This is a genomic window from Tardiphaga sp. OK246 (assembly GCF_900188215.1).
Taxonomy (GTDB): domain Bacteria; phylum Pseudomonadota; class Alphaproteobacteria; order Rhizobiales; family Xanthobacteraceae; genus Tardiphaga; species Tardiphaga robiniae.
The window spans coordinates 846,293-859,325 of sequence record NZ_FZOX01000001.1 but is presented as its reverse complement, the minus strand read 5'-3'; the positions used below and the strand labels follow the sequence as shown (position 1 = coordinate 859,325).

Annotated in this window: 10 protein-coding genes; 6 read left to right on the top strand and 4 right to left on the bottom strand. The window is 62.1% G+C overall.

The features are described from left to right. Positions 1–36: 36 nt before the first annotated feature. Positions 37–1,077 (bottom strand): MBL fold metallo-hydrolase, encoded by a 1,041-nt coding sequence (locus CHC01_RS04200; protein ID WP_089262733.1) that lies wholly within the window; start codon positions 1,075–1,077, stop codon positions 37–39. Between the two features lie 145 nt (positions 1,078–1,222). Between CHC01_RS04200 and CHC01_RS04195 the strand changes: the two genes are divergently transcribed. Then, positions 1,223–1,903: a DUF938 domain-containing protein gene (locus tag CHC01_RS04195; RefSeq protein WP_089262731.1), complete on the top strand. Its 681-nt coding sequence runs from the start codon at positions 1,223–1,225 to the stop codon at positions 1,901–1,903. A gap of 113 nt (positions 1,904–2,016) precedes the next feature. Further along, a complete protein-coding gene (locus CHC01_RS04190; RefSeq protein WP_089262729.1) occupies positions 2,017–3,255 on the top strand; it encodes an MFS transporter in 1,239 nt (412 codons plus the stop codon). Positions 3,256–3,343: 88 nt separating this feature from the next. On the opposite strand, the gene CHC01_RS04185 is transcribed toward CHC01_RS04190, so the two are convergent. Further along, a complete protein-coding gene (locus CHC01_RS04185; RefSeq protein WP_089262727.1) occupies positions 3,344–4,567 on the bottom strand; it encodes an LON peptidase substrate-binding domain-containing protein in 1,224 nt (407 codons plus the stop codon). A gap of 221 nt (positions 4,568–4,788) precedes the next feature. Beyond that, positions 4,789–6,105: an ActS/PrrB/RegB family redox-sensitive histidine kinase gene (locus tag CHC01_RS04180; RefSeq protein ID WP_089262725.1), complete on the bottom strand. Its 1,317-nt coding sequence runs from the start codon at positions 6,103–6,105 to the stop codon at positions 4,789–4,791. A gap of 109 nt (positions 6,106–6,214) precedes the next feature. On the opposite strand from CHC01_RS04180, the gene CHC01_RS04175 reads away from it, so the two are divergent. The 4 genes from CHC01_RS04175 to CHC01_RS04160 all read left to right on the top strand — a co-directional run bounded on the left by CHC01_RS04175 (position 6,215) and on the right by CHC01_RS04160 (position 10,411). Then, entirely contained in the window at positions 6,215–7,009 is a 795-nt protein-coding gene (locus CHC01_RS04175) for an ABC transporter ATP-binding protein (protein ID WP_089263642.1), read from the top strand. Beyond that, a complete protein-coding gene (locus tag CHC01_RS04170) occupies positions 7,006–7,821 on the top strand; it encodes an ABC transporter permease (RefSeq protein ID WP_089262723.1) in 816 nt (271 codons plus the stop codon). The genes CHC01_RS04175 and CHC01_RS04170 overlap by 4 nt, the downstream gene beginning before the upstream one ends. Before the next feature lie 136 nt (positions 7,822–7,957). Next, positions 7,958–9,283, top strand: a complete 1,326-nt coding sequence (locus CHC01_RS04165) for a polyhydroxyalkanoate depolymerase (RefSeq protein WP_089262721.1) — start codon at positions 7,958–7,960, stop codon at positions 9,281–9,283. A 291-nt stretch (positions 9,284–9,574) separates the two neighbouring features. Further along, complete coding sequence (locus tag CHC01_RS04160; protein WP_089262719.1) at positions 9,575–10,411, top strand: M48 family metallopeptidase; 837 nt, start codon at positions 9,575–9,577, stop codon at positions 10,409–10,411. 53 nt (positions 10,412–10,464) lie between these two features. Here the strand turns inward: CHC01_RS04160 and CHC01_RS04155 are convergent, their stop codons facing one another. After that, positions 10,465–12,738 (bottom strand): transglycosylase domain-containing protein, encoded by a 2,274-nt coding sequence (locus CHC01_RS04155; protein ID WP_089262717.1) that lies wholly within the window; start codon positions 12,736–12,738, stop codon positions 10,465–10,467. Positions 12,739–13,033 lie beyond the last annotated feature (295 nt).

Below are 13,033 nucleotides of genomic sequence, written 5' to 3'. Positions count from 1 at the left end.
TGTCGAGTGGCGGGTTGGTCCGCCTTGCTCGCTATATCATGCGGCCAACACCGGGCCGCCAGCTTTCTTCCACGCATCGATGCCGCCCTCCAGATGTGCGGCATTGTCGATCCCCGCATCCTTCGCGGCAGTGACCGCCATGGCCGAGCGTTCGCCGAAGGCGCAGAAGAACACGATGCGGCGCTTGGTGGCAGTGGCGACCTCGCGCAGCATGCCGCCGGGCTTGAGGCTGTCCGATATCGACGGGTAGGGCGCATGCAGCGCACCGGCGAGCACGCCGTGCTTGGCGCGTTCGCCGCTCTCGCGCAGGTCAACCAGCAGGATGGCGGGATCGCCGAGATGGGCAATGGCCTCCCGCGGAGACAGCGCCAGGCCTTGCTTCTTCAGCGCGTCCGGCTTCAGCCCGACCTTCATATTGGCCGGGATTACCACATCCATCAGTTTCGGGTTCGGCAGGTTGAGCTTGCCCATCAGCTCGATGTAGTCCTCCACGGACTTCACCTGCAGCCGCGGATTGTAGCGCTTCTCTTCGCCGATGGTGCTCACGGTGTCGCCCTTGTAGTCGTGCGCCGGGAACACCATCGTCTCGTCGGGCAGCTTGAGCAGGCGGTTGAACAGTGAATCATATTGCGCCCGCGCGCTGCCGTTCTGGAAATCGGTGCGGCCGGTGCCGCGGATCAGCAGCGTGTCGCCGGTGAAGACGCGGTCGCCCATCAGATAGCTGTAGGAGTCATCGGTGTGGCCAGGCGTATACATCACGTCGAGCTCGACGCCCTCGATCGTCACCTTGTCGCCGTCGCTGACACGCATGGCGACGACGTCGGCCTTGCTCTGGTCGCCCATGATGGTGACGCAATGGGTGCGATCGCGCAGTTCGGCGAGGCCGGTGACGTGGTCCGCATGGAGATGCGTATCGACCGCCTTCACGAGCTTCAGGTCGAGTTCGCGCAGCAACTGGCAATAGCGATCGACCTTTTCCAGGACCGGATCGAGGATCAGCGCCTCGCCGCCGTGGCGGCTGGCAAGCAGGTAGCTATATGTGTCGGACACACTGTCGAACAGCTGACGGAAGATCATAGGCGCACCAATTCTGCGTGGTCGATCCTTCTTCAGATCGGGTATTCGTCAGAATATTAACCCATTTGGCTGCGTTTGGACGATCTCTTTCTTCTCTTGTTCGTGAAGGCAACTTCGGGATACTGCCCGCAGCAGTGAGGGCCTGATGGCGGAATATGTGGTCGAATTCGGTCGGGATGGCCGACGCGTGGAAGATGATGGCCGGCTCGATGCCGCAGCTTTCCATCGCAACCACGAGGCGATCTGGCGGGTTCTTGCGACTTTCCTGCAGCAGGCTTGCGGCGACGTTGTGGAAGTCGGCAGCGGCACCGGCCAGCATGTCATTCACTTCGCTGGACAAACGCCCGACATTACCTGGTGGCCGAGCGACCTCAACGACGCTCATCTCAAAAGCATCGCCGCCTGGCGCACCCATGCGAAATTGACGAATGTCAGACCGCCGCTGCGGATCGATCTGACCGATCCGGCATGGTGCCCGGAGATGGAGAACGGCAACGGCCCGGATGCTCTGCTCGCGGTGTTCTGCGCCAATGTCGTCCACATCGCACCCTGGCCCGTCGCCGAAGGTTTGATCGCGGGCGCAGCAAGATATCTGCGGCTGGATGGACGTCTCTTTATCTATGGCCCGTTCAAGCGCGGCGGCAAACATACCGCCGTGAGCAATGCCGTGTTCGATACCAGCCTGCGCGACGGTAATCCTGACTGGGGCGTGCGCGATGTCGAGGATCTGGAGCACGTCGCGCAGGGCGTCGGCCTTCTGCTGGCTGAGGTCATCGAGATGCCCGCCAACAATCTGATCCTTGTATTTGCCCGGTTGCCCGGATGATCCGCGCATGGTGCGTGCGCGCTGGCGTGTGTTGATCTGCCGCAGGGCGGTCGTCATAGTCGTGGCGAATAAAGACCCCGGGACGAACCGGGCCACATCCGGGCGGATTTCCCATGATCGACGCGGCTACCCCAGAGATTCACGATGACGCGCGCGCACGCTCCAACGTGTTCAGGCTGGCTGCGGCGCAGGCGCTTGGCGGCGCCAATTCGGCTGTCATCTTCGCCACCGGCGCCATCGTTGGTGCAACGCTGGCACCGAGCGTGTCGCTCGCGACGGTGCCGATCTCGGTCTATGTCGTCGGGCTTGCCTGCGGAACGCTGCCGGTCGGCATGATCTCCCGCGCCTATGGCCGCCGCGTCGCCTTCATCATCGGCAGTGGCGCCGGTGCGATCTGCGGGCTGCTCGGCGCCATCGCGATCCTGAAAGCGTCATTCGCGCTGTTCTGCTGCGCGACATTCTTTGGCGGCTTCTACGGCGCGGTCGCGCAGTCCTATCGCTTCGCCGCCGCCGATGGCGCCAGCCCGTCCTATCGCCCGAAAGCCGTCTCCTGGGTGATGGCCGGCGGCGTATTCGCCGGCGTGCTGGGTCCGCAACTCGTGCAATGGACCATGGATATCTGGTCGCCCTATCTGTTTGCCGCGAGCTTCGCGGCGCAAGCGGTCGTTGCCCTGATCGCGATGGCGCTGCTCTCGACGGTGGATGCGCCGAAGCCTGCGCCTGCGGACATGCATGGTGGCCGGCCGTTGCTCGAGATCGTGCGGCAGCCGCGCTTCATTGCAGCCGCGATTTGCGGCGTGGTGTCGTATTCGATGATGAATCTCGTGATGACCTCGGCGCCGCTGGCGATGAAGCTTTGCGGGCTGACGCTGAGCGATTCCAATTTCGGCCTGCAGTGGCACATCGTGGCGATGTACGGTCCGAGCTTCTTCACGGGATCGCTGATCACGCGCTTCGGTGCATCGAAGGTCGTGGCTGCAGGTCTGGCGCTGGAGGCGATCGCCGCGGTGATCGGCATCGCCGGCATCAGCGCCGTGCATTTCTGGGTCTGTCTCGTCGTGCTCGGCCTCGGCTGGAACTTCGGCTTCATCGGCGCTTCCGCGCTGGTGCTCGAAACCCATCGGCCGCAGGAGCGCAACAAGGTGCAGGCCTTCAACGACTTCCTGGTGTTCGGCCTGATGGCGGTAGGCTCGTTCTCGTCCGGCCAGTTGCTCGCGAATTACGGCTGGTCGACAGTCAATGCTGTGGTTTTCCCGCCGGTCGTTCTCGGGCTCGTGGCGCTGGTCATGGCCGGTTTCATCAAGCGCCGCGCGGTGCAGCAGGCTGCGGCGTTTCCCGATCCGGCGGTCTAACCAAGGCGCATCGCACACTTGCCGGCCGGGCGATCACCATCGCCCAAGCCGGCACTTGTGAACGACACTCTGAGACGTCCGGACGTCGTCAGGCCGTTCCTGTGTTTCCAGTGATCGAGGCAGCCACCAGTTTCTGGGTGATGCCTTGTCCGCTCAGCAGGCGGACAGCCGGGCTTCTTGTTTCGGGAAAGATGGCCAGCAGCATGTTTGACCCTTTCACTTCAGACCAGCCAAGCTCCTGCGCGTGAATCGCAGCGCGCTGGGACACACGCACAAATGCTGCCGTCGGCTGGCCATTCTTGCCGGTCTCGATCATCAGATTTTTCAGTTCCTTATCGAGATAGCGGATCAGGTCGGCTTTCAACGTGCCGAAATCGGCATTGCAATTCCGCAGCACCGCCGCGGCATCGGTGTCATCGACCAGTGCAAGTAACAGGTGCTCCAACGTTGCATATTGATGGCCTTTCTGGTCGGCATACTCGATGGCACGTCGCCGCGTCGCGTGAAGTGTGGGCGACAGTGGCAGCGTCGACAGGTCGATAAGTGCATCGGCGCTTTTCAGCCTCTTTACGGGGTCGAGGGTCGCCAGCAGCCTCTGCTTTTCGCTGATCGGCAGGACGATATGCGAGGCGATGACGTCGGCAACCCGTCCGGGGTCGAGGGTTCTCTCCAGTGGCGGCCAAATCGGTGGCACGCGCATGTCGTGAGCCGAAATGTAGCTCTCGAACCGTTTGACTGCCTGCTGGATCAGTTCCGGTTCATCGGGAATCGGACCCTCACTCACGCCTGTAACGTCGGCTCTATACGAGCCGGTCTCGCCTACGAAGCGCTGAATCACGACGCGTTGACGCCCCTGTGCCAGAACCCTGAGCGTGCCGTCATCAATCCTTTGAATTTCAAGCAACTGGGCGAGAACGCCAATGTCGTAGATGTCCTCGAAGCCAGGTTCGTCAACAGTTTCGTTCTTTTGAATAGCAAGCACGACCTCGCGCTGCCGATCGAAGGCATCTTTCAGAGCGAGTATTGTTTTCTCCCGTCCGACAAAAAGCGGGTAGGTCGCTGTCGGGAATGGAACGAGATCTCTCAGCGGAATGGCCGGGTAGCTTGATATTCCGCTTTGAAGCTTGATAGTCGGCACTTCTGGCGAAGTTCGACCGACCTGCAACATCGCCGACAAGGTATTCCAGTCAGCGACGCCTAATATTCTCGATATCAGCTCCAGGCTTTCGCTGTGACTGATCGTGACGGCTTTGGTGGTGAGGTTTTCGCGCAGTGTCTGCGCCATAGCCTTTGCATCGCGAAAATCGCGCATCTGTTTCGTCCTTTGCATGAGCGAACCAGGAGGCATCAGGTGGTTGCGTTGCTGACCCGGTCGCTCGGACAAAGGGTGTCGGCAAAGGAAGCGATACGTTCACCGTCCCGTTCAGGGCGCAACCGGCAGGTCGTATCAACCAAGCTAAAATTGGCTCAAACGCGTCTAGCTGTCAATGAGGTGCAACTGTCGGCTGCGTTCACGCGACAGTGAGACTTGTATCAGTCGACATCGGCCAACTGGTCCGCGGTCTCGAACGCATCGCGTGGCCATGAGATTTGCACCACCGCGCCGTGATCGGGAAATACACGATTGCTGAAAGTGACTCTGGCGCCGGTACGCTCCAGCAGCGTGCGCGCGATGAACACGCCGAGGCCGAGGCCGCGGTGTTCGCCCTCCTCGGCGGGGCGCCGACGCGACAGATAGGGCTCGCCGATCCGCTTCAGCAGGTCTGGCGGAATGCCCGGGCCATCGTCCGAGATCGAGATCACGATACTTTCCGCATTCCACCAGGCGTTCACTTCAACCTGCTCTCGCGCGAAATCGACCGCATTCTCCAGAATATTGCCGACGCCGTAGAGGATCGCCGGATTGCGCATGCCGGCTGGTTCGGGGGCGTTGGCGACGGCGATACGTATCTTGATGGCAATGCCAAAGTCGCGATGCGGCGCCACCGCTTCCTCGATCAGCTGCGAGAGCGGCATGCGGTCGAATGGCGCGCCGCTCGAATTCAGCTGCGTGATCTTGGACAGAATCTCGCGGCAGCGCTGCGCCTGTTCGCGGACGGTCTTCAGGTCATCGGCAAGTTCCGGGTTGTTGTGGATGTTCTTCTCGAGCTCCCGGGAGATCAAGAAGATGGTCGAGAGCGGCGTTCCCAATTCGTGCGCGGCAGCGGCGGCGAGACCGTCGATCTGGGTCAAATGCTGCTCGCGCGTCAGCACCAGTTCGGTGGCGGCGAGTGCGTCCGAAAGCTTGCGGGCTTCCTCGGTGACCTGAAACGCATAGAGGCTGGTCACGCCGATGGCGGTCAGGATCGAGAACCAGACGCCGAGCAGATAGATTTGCGGCAGCACCAGCGGTTCTGCGGAGTCCCATGGTAGCGGCAGATGAAAGAAGGCCAGCACGGTGGCAGAGGCTGCCGCGAGAACGCCGAGCGCGATGGTGAACCGCGTCGGCAATGCCGTCGCCGAGATCAGCACCGGTGCCAGAAACAGAAACGAGAACGGATTCTGCAATCCGCCGGTGCAGTAGAGCAGGCCCGCGAGTTCGATGATATTGAGCGCGAGCAGGGCAGCTGCGAAGAGCGGTTCCAGGCGGTGGACCGGATTGAACAGCGTCTGCAGCACGAGATTGAGGGTCGCCGACAGGCCGATGATCGTCACGCAGGGAATGATGGCGACGTCGTATTCGAGCCCCTGCACCACGACGAAGATCGCAGCCAACTGGCCGAGCGCCGCGAGCCAGCGCAAACGCAGGATCGTGTCGAGGCGAACATAACGGCGCGGCTGGCGAAAGTCGGAGGCGGAAATATCGGTCATATCAGGACATTAGACGCCCCGGGCGATGACCACAAACCCATGCGGGCTGCGGCCACTTGAAGCGCCCAAGCTTGCCTTCGCCGCCACAATGCCGCATGGAACGGCAGCAATGACGATTGAAGACACCAAGTCAGGTCATGCGGCGACGGTTGATCGCAATGCTGCGGCGGCGATCGACGTCGCTCATCTCGTCAAATTCTACAAGACCAACTGCGCCGTGGACGACATCTCGTTCAAGATCGCGCGCGGCAGCATCACCGGTCTCCTGGGCGGCAATGGCGCGGGCAAGACCACCACCATTGCCATGATCATGGGGCTGACGCTGCCGACCTCGGGAAAGGTCTCGGTGCTCGGCTGCGCGATGCCGGCGCAATCAGCCGAAGTACTCGGTCGGATGAATTTTGAAAGCCCTTACGTCGATATGCCGATGCGGCTCACGGTCCGGCAAAACCTCACCGTGTTCGGAAAGCTCTATGCCGTGCCGGACCTCAAGGGCCGCATCGCGCAACTGGCTGAAGATCTCGACCTCACCGATTTTCTCGACCGCGCCAGCGGCAAGCTGTCGGCAGGCCAGAAAACCCGTGTCGCGCTGGCCAAGGCGCTGATCAACGCGCCGGAGCTGTTGCTGCTCGATGAGCCAACGGCCTCGCTCGACCCGGATACCGCCGACTGGATCAGGCGACATATCGAGACCTATCGCAGGGGCCATAACGCCACGATCCTCCTAGCGTCGCACAACATGCTGGAAGTCGAGCGGCTGTGCGACCGTGTCATCATCATGAAGAAGGGCCGGATCGAGGACGACGACAGCCCCGAGCAGATTCTGCTGCGCTATAACCGCACGACGCTGGAAGACGTGTTCCTCGACGTCGCACGCGGTCGCGACCGGGAGCAGGCGCCATGAGCCTCGTAGAGCGGTCACACGGCATCGCCATGCATCGCATCAATGCGATGGTGCTGCGCTACTGGTATCTGCTGGTGTCGTCGTGGCCCCGCATGCTGGAGCTGGTCTATTGGCCGGCGCTGCAGATCATCACCTGGGGCTTCCTGCAGAATTACATCTCGCAGAATGCCGGGTTCTTCGCCCAGGCCGGCGGCACGCTGATCGGCGCAGTGATCCTGTGGGACATCCTGTTTCGCGGCCAGCTTGGTTTCTCCATCTCCTTCCTCGAGGAAATGTGGGCGCGCAATCTCGGTAACCTGATGATGAGCCCGCTGAAGCCGATCGAGTTTCTGATCTCGCTGATGATCATGAGCCTGATCCGCCTCGCCATCGGCATCATCCCGATGGTGATTCTCGCAATGTTCTTCAAATTCAACCTGTTCGCGCTCGGCCTGCCGCTGATCGCGTTCTTCTGCAACCTGATCTTTACGAGCTGGTCGCTCGGTATCTTCGTGTCGGGTCTGGTGCTGCGCAACGGCCTCGGCGCCGAGAGCATTGTCTGGACGCTGATGTTCGGGCTGATGCCGCTGGCCTGCGTCTACTATCCAGTCTCGGTGCTGCCGGCCTGGCTGCAATATGTCGCTTGGGCCTTGCCGCCGACCTATGTGTTCGAGGGCATGCGGGCGCTGCTGTTCGATCACACCTTCCGCGCCGACCTGATGTTGACTGCGCTGGCCATTAACGTCGTGCTGTTTATTGTTTCATTCGCGATATTTCTTGGGCTTTTGAACAGCGCTAGGCGCGCCGGAACGCTGATCTCCGGCGGCGAATAAGACCATTTATCAAGGGATAACCGCCGTTTTTACCGCCAATGGCCTGAAAGCCATGCGTGCGGCGCATTGACGCTTTCTTACGCAGACACCAGTATATACTGCAGCGCAAAAGCAGACGCTCAACGAGTGAGGACAGATGCCGATAGGTGAATTTGGCAGGCCGCCAGCCCTGCCGTCCGAGACGAGCCCGGCTCTGACCACCCCGATGTACTGGATGTATGAGATGGCCTACGCGTCGCTCAATCCGGCGCGCGCGATGACAGACGCTACCAGGATGCTGTTTCAGAATCCGCTGAATCCGTTCTCGCAGACTGAGTTCGGCAAGTCGGTGACGGCGGGCTGCGAATTGTTCGAACGCACCACGCGCCGCTACGGCAAGCCGGAATGGGGCCTGCACGATACCGACGTGAACGGTGTGCGCACGCCGATCGAGATTCGCTCGGTGTGGGAAAAGCCGTTCTGCCGTTTGTTGTATTTCGATCGCAAGCATCCGCGTCCGCTGCGCGCACCGCAGCCGCGCGTGTTGATCGTGGCGCCGATGTCCGGCCATTATGCGACATTGCTGCGTGGTACCGTCGAGGCCTTCCTGCCGACCCATGAGGTCTACATCACCGACTGGTCGGATGCGCGTCAGGTACCTCTGGCCGCTGGCCGCTTCGATCTCGAAGACTACATCGACTATGTGATCGAGATGTTCCACGTGCTCGGCGGCAACGTCCATGTTCTCGCCGTCTGTCAGCCCGCCGTGCCGGTGCTTGCTGCGGTGTCGGTGATGGAAGCCGAGAACGATCCCTATGTGCCCCTGTCGATGACGCTGATGGGCGGCCCGATCGATACGCGCCGCAATCCGACCGCTGTGAACAATCTCGCTGCCGAAAAGGGCATGGATTGGTTCCGCAACAACGTGATCACCAAGGTGCCGTTTCCGCATCCAGGTATCATGCGCGACGTCTATCCAGGCTTTTTGCAGCTCAGCGGCTTCATCAGCATGAATCGCGACCGCCACGTGGAAGCACACAAGAAGCTGTTCGAGAACCTGGTGAAGGGCGATGGCGATCTCGTGGACAAGCATCGCGAGTTCTACGACGAATATCTGGCGGTGATGGATCTGACTGCAGAGTATTACCTGCAGACCGTCGATACGGTGTTCGTCAAACATGCGCTACCGAAGGGCGAGATGACCCATCGCGGCAAGCCTGTTGATCCGTCGAAGGTCGTCAACGTTGCGCTGATGACCGTCGAAGGCGAGAACGACGATATTTCCGGCCTCGGTCAGACCGAAGCGACGCATATGTTGTGCAGTTCGATCCCCGATGAGCGTCGTGTGCATTACGTTCAGAAGGGCGTTGGACACTACGGCGTGTTCAATGGATCGCGATTCAAATCTGAAATCGTGCCGCGCGTGTCTGACTTCATGCTAAGCGCAGCAAGCGCGCGCCATCGCGCCGCTGCTGCTGAGTGATTCAACACGCGCACATGCGGTGACGATGCATCGTCATCGCATGTGCGCGATCACCATCGATGAATCGAAAACAACATCGTTGAAATGCGCGATGATCGCGTGTGAGTTGCGATGGCGGGCTTTCTAAGCCCTTGAAAATAGGCATGGAAACCGGATTTTCCGCCTATTTCTAGCAGCGGTGCGCGATTCACTCCTAGATTCCGAAATTCAACGTTCTTTTGAATCCAGATTCCTGTTCCGGACCCCATCCGGTAGGGGACAAATCGCCTTTTGACCCCGTATATTGGGCAAATGATTTGTTTTTGCGCCGAGCAATTCCCGTGGCGGCGGTTATGGCAGAATCCGGTCGATCTACTGACGACCGGGACTACTGACATGGCCTTCCGCGCACTTCTCTACCGCCGCCCCACCGAACCAGACACGCTTGCCGTCAAACACGGCTCCCAGATCTTCGCCATACGCCTGCGCAGGCACCGCCGTGCGACGCGTTATACGCTGCGCATTCATCCGAGCGAGCGCGAAGCGATCCTGACCATGCCGCCGCGTGGGTCATTGGCCGATGCGAAGGACTTCGCACAGCGTCATGGCGCCTGGATCGCGGCGCGTCTCGGCCGTTTGCCGAAGGCAGCACCATTCGAACACGGCACAACGGTTCCGTTGCGGGGAACTCCGCATAGGATCGTGCACCGTGCGGGGCGGGGGACGGTGTGGACCGAGACCCGCGACAATGGCGAGAAGATCATCTGCGTCGCCGGCGATGTCGAGCATATCGACCGACGTATCCACGATTTCCTCAAGCGCGAAGCCAAGGCCGATCTCGTCAAGGCATCGAACCGCTATGCCGCGCAGCTGAACGTCAAGGTGAAGCGGATCTCGATCCGCGATCAGTCGAGCCGCTGGGGGTCCTGCACCACCGAGGGCTCGCTGTCGTTCTCGTGGCGTCTGATCCTCGCGCCGCCCTTCGTGCTGGATTATCTCGCGGCCCATGAAGTCGGGCATCTCGTTGAGATGAACCACTCGGTGAAGTTCTGGCGCGTGGTCGGGCGCATCTGCCCCGCGACCGAACGCGCCAAGGCCTGGCTCGATACCCATGGCAACGACCTGCATCGTTTCGGCGTGCAGGATTGAGCTCTTGGTCCCGGCCGCGGTGCTGTGCATCGCGTGCCCGGGACGCTCGCTCACTATCTCCCGAACAGTCGCTCCGTCAGCCAGCCATCCAATCCGCTCGCGGCTTCCGGCCGCACGTTTTGCTGTGGCTGCTGGCGCGCGGCGGGGTAGTTGGTCTGCGTCGGTGCCGGCGGTTGCGGGCGATAGCCGTTATAGACGGGGGCGCTTGGCACATAGCCGCGTTCCGGTGGCGCTGATGGCGACGGTGCGCTCGATCCGGGCAGCAGGCTCGACAGCGCCTGGCCGATCGGATTGGTGCTGAACGAATTCGACGGCGCCAGGCCAGGCACGGGCTGCGGCTGCAGGCCCTGATGCGCGGTCTTCATGAAGCGCGACCAGATCTCTACCGGCAACCCGCCGCCGGTGGCCTTCTTGGTCGGTGAGTTGTCGTCATTGCCGAGCCAGACGCCGGTGACGAGCTGCGAGGTGTAGCCGATGAACCAGGCGTCGCGGAAATCCTGGCTGGTGCCGGTCTTGCCCGCGGCCTGCCAGCCCGGCAGCTCGGCCTTCTTGGCGCTGCCGGACAGTATGGTCTGCTGCATCATCGTGTTCATCATGGCCACGGCGCGGCCGTCGATCACCTGGCTCGCGGTCTCCGCCGGGCGCGTATAGAGCGTCTTCTTGCCTTCCACCGTGCGGATGCGGTTCACCACATGGGGCGACACGGCGAGGCCGCCATTGGCGAAGGGCGCATAGGCGCCGACCAGCTCGGTCATCGACACTTCGGAGGTGCCGAGCGCGATCGACGCATTGGCCTCGAGCTTCGAGGCGATGCCCAGCCGATGCGCGGTGCGCACCACAGAGGCGGGGCCGACCTCGATGCCGAGCCGCACGGCCACCGTGTTCAGCGACATCGACAGCGCCTGGGTCAGCGTCACCGAGCCGAAATATTCGTGGGTGTAGTTCTCCGGCTTCCAGCCCTTGATGTCGATCGGCGCATCCGTGCGGATCGTCTCCGGCGTCAGCCCCGCCTCGATGGCGGTGAGATAGACGAACGGCTTGAAACTCGATCCCGGCTGGCGCTTCGCGGTCACCGCGCGGTTGAACTGGCTCTCCGAGTAGTTCCGGCCGCCGACCATGGCGCGGACCGAGCCGTCCGGCGTCATCGCCACCAGCGCGCCCTGCGTCACGTTGAACTTGACGCTCTTGGCCGCCAGTTCGTCGATGATCGCGGCTTCGGCGACGCTCTGCAGCTTGGGATCGATGGTGGTCTCGACGATGATGCTCTCGTCAACCTGGCCGACGAGGTCGTCCAGCACTTCGCCGATCCAGTCGGCGACATAGTTCACCGTGCCGGCGCCGACCGGCTTGACGTTGTATTGCGGCACGCCGGCCGCGCCCTTGGCCTGGGCTGCGGTGATGAACTCGGCATCCTGCATCGCTGCCAGCACGACCTTGGCGCGCGCCTCGGCGCCTTCCGGATTGCGGTTCGGGGCGAGGCGCGACGGCGACTTCACGAGCCCCGCGAGCATCGCCGCTTCCGCGACGGTGACGTTCTTCGCCGGCTTGCCGAAATACTTTTGCGCCGCCGCTTCGACGCCGTAGGCGCCGGAGCCGAAATAGACCCGGTTGAGATAGAGTTCCAGGATCTCGGCCTTGGAATGCTTGCGCTCCAGCCAGAACGCCAGCTCCACTTCCTGCAGCTTGCGCGCCATGGTGCGCTCCTGCGTCAGGAACAGGTTCTTGGCGAGCTGCTGCGTCAGCGTCGAGCCGCCCTGCGACACGCCGCGATGCATCAGGTTGGTGGCCGCCGCGCGTGCGATGCCGATCGGGTCGACGCCGTAATGCGAATAGAACCGCCGGTCTTCAATCGCGATGAACGCCTTCGGCAGATAGGGCGGTAGATCCTTCAGCGACACATTGGCGCCGGCCTGTTCGCCGCGCGTGGCCAGCACCGTGCCGTCCATGCCGACGATCTGGATCGTCGGCGGGCGCTTGGGAATTTCCAGCGACTGGATCGGCGGCAGATGCGCGCCGACATAGATCACGACGCCGACAATGGCGATCGCCGCCCACAGCCCGAGCACCGCGCCCCAGTAAAACAGCCGCTTGATGCCCTTGCCGAAACCGCCGGAGCTGCGCGCCTTGCTGGATGTCCTGGATTTGCGTGGCTTGTCGCCGCCGCCATTTGAGCTTTCGCGTTTCGGCGCCTGCTTGGGCGTTTTCTTCGGCCGGTCATCACCGCCGCCCGGCACGCGATCATCTGCCGTGAGGCGCAGATCGGACAGCGCCGCGCCGATCCCGAAGGTCGGCTCCTTGCGCCCGCTCTTTTTCTTGCCCCACGCCATACGCAAACACCACGCCACCCGATACCGCGAGCCTAGCCGCCGCGGTTTAAGGGGCGGTTACGCAGAAGTTAACGTAAGGGAAACAAGGTTCCATTCTCACCTCTCCCCGCGCTTTGCGGGGAGAGGTCGAAAGCTTCGCGCAGCGAAGGTTTCGGGTGAGGGGCCATGCACGATGCGCAACAGATGCGCGGTCTTCGCGGGTCGTTCTGTACGAAGAGCGTTGCCGATCCGAGAGTGATCCTCTCGCGGAGGCCTTGTGCCACGCCCCTCACCCGGAGTCGTCGCTTCGCGCCGT

Bases quoted from the DNA above. Each gene is read 5' to 3' on its own strand.
- CHC01_RS04175 (WP_089263642.1), top strand. From the start codon at position 6,215: ATGACGATTGAAGACACCAAGTCAGGTCATGCGGCGACGGTTGATCGC.
- CHC01_RS04155 (WP_089262717.1), bottom strand. From the start codon at position 12,738: ATGGCGTGGGGCAAGAAAAAGAGCGGGCGCAAGGAGCCGACCTTCGGG.
- CHC01_RS04180 (WP_089262725.1), bottom strand. From the start codon at position 6,105: ATGACCGATATTTCCGCCTCCGACTTTCGCCAGCCGCGCCGTTATGTT.
- CHC01_RS04185 (WP_089262727.1), bottom strand. From the start codon at position 4,567: ATGCGCGATTTTCGCGATGCAAAGGCTATGGCGCAGACACTGCGCGAA.
- CHC01_RS04160 (WP_089262719.1), top strand. From the start codon at position 9,575: ATGATTTGTTTTTGCGCCGAGCAATTCCCGTGGCGGCGGTTATGGCAG.
- CHC01_RS04170 (WP_089262723.1), top strand. From the start codon at position 7,006: ATGAGCCTCGTAGAGCGGTCACACGGCATCGCCATGCATCGCATCAAT.
- CHC01_RS04195 (WP_089262731.1), top strand. From the start codon at position 1,223: ATGGCGGAATATGTGGTCGAATTCGGTCGGGATGGCCGACGCGTGGAA.
- CHC01_RS04190 (WP_089262729.1), top strand. From the start codon at position 2,017: ATGATCGACGCGGCTACCCCAGAGATTCACGATGACGCGCGCGCACGC.
- CHC01_RS04200 (WP_089262733.1), bottom strand. From the start codon at position 1,077: ATGATCTTCCGTCAGCTGTTCGACAGTGTGTCCGACACATATAGCTAC.
- CHC01_RS04165 (WP_089262721.1), top strand. From the start codon at position 7,958: ATGCCGATAGGTGAATTTGGCAGGCCGCCAGCCCTGCCGTCCGAGACG.